Genomic DNA, 1,169 nt, shown 5'->3' with positions numbered 1-1,169 from the left:
ATGGAAGCGGTCAATAATGACATGGGCATTCGGGAATAACCGCGGTAAAAAGTCTCGATAAGGGGAATACATGTCCATGGTGATGGTTTTCACCTGCCGCCGTTCTTCCAGTGAGAACCGTAAGAAATAATCCCTTAAATACCCTTGAGTTCGGTCTTCAAGGATATCCACCATTTGATGTGTCGCGTTATCCATTAACACACACGACATTGCCCTGGGCACATTTTTAACCGATTTAAATTCATCGATCGCCAAGTGGGACGGCAAGCGGCTAGGCTTAGGATTTAGGTTGTCCCCATAGGTTTTTAATTGACGGATGACCGTCGTAGTTGAAACATTCAGGTGTTGGGCGATTAAGGTCATGGACTGCATCTGAGCTAATTCTTCAATGATGACATACTTCACCGCATTAGAAATAAAACAATGCCGACGAGTTAAGGGAGTGACGGCCACTGTGGTCCGACGGCAATGTTTACACAAATAGCGTTGTTTCTTTAACTTTAAATAGACAGGTTGAAAGTTGTATTGTCCCAATAAAACAACGGAATTCATCGTACCGTTTCGAATGATATCGTGACTACTTTGATTTAGACAGCCACAGTGAGAACAGGCTTGAGGCAGATGATCGAGATGGCCCGTCACCGTGAGGACTTTTCGATGGGCCCCCTTCACGTCAAGGGAAGTCGATTGAACCGATGAACGAAATGGTTGAACATCTCCATAGGATTCTTCTTGTAAACCATGTGTTAATTTAATGTGAGGGTCTTTAATTCCTTGTTTATGGCAATATAAAAGTACAGAAGATTGCAACGAAAAAGTACATAGCCTAGCAATAAAAAAAGGCCTTGTTAGCCTCCCAATAATCCTCTAAAGTTTAAGTTACGACGCTTAACTTGGAGGTAGAAAAGGATGCTAACAATGACCGATATTAATACTATCAAAAATCTACGGAATAATCACGATAAATCAATTAATGAAATTGCTAATACATTAGATATTAATTGGCGTACTGCTAAAAAGTATGCCGATAATGCCATCCTCCCTGGAGAAAAGAGTACGAAAAAATCAGGGATGATGTACGATGAAGAATGGGGAGACGTCGTCTCCTTGTGGTTAGAAGAAGACTATCGTCTTCCTAAGAAAAAGAGAAGAACAAATAAAAATTATTT

The 1,169-nt window shown here is 40.8% G+C and carries 1 protein-coding gene and 1 pseudogene; one reads left to right on the top strand and one right to left on the bottom strand.

The window, feature by feature from the left end; all coding sequences use genetic code 11:
- The coding region (locus ACFO5Y_RS03480; RefSeq protein WP_380706349.1) for a transposase at positions 1-810 on the bottom strand (810 nt) is incomplete at its 3' end.
- A 108-nt stretch (positions 811-918) separates the two neighbouring features.
- Here ACFO5Y_RS03480 and ACFO5Y_RS03475 point away from each other — a divergent pair.
- Positions 919-1,169 (top strand): annotated as a pseudogene (locus ACFO5Y_RS03475) (IS21 family transposase); the annotation flags it as partial.

Origin of the sequence: Ruoffia tabacinasalis (assembly GCF_042652985.1) — a bacterium.
GTDB lineage: Bacteria > Bacillota > Bacilli > Lactobacillales > Aerococcaceae > Ruoffia > Ruoffia tabacinasalis.
This window is presented reverse-complemented; position numbering and strand designations above follow the sequence as displayed.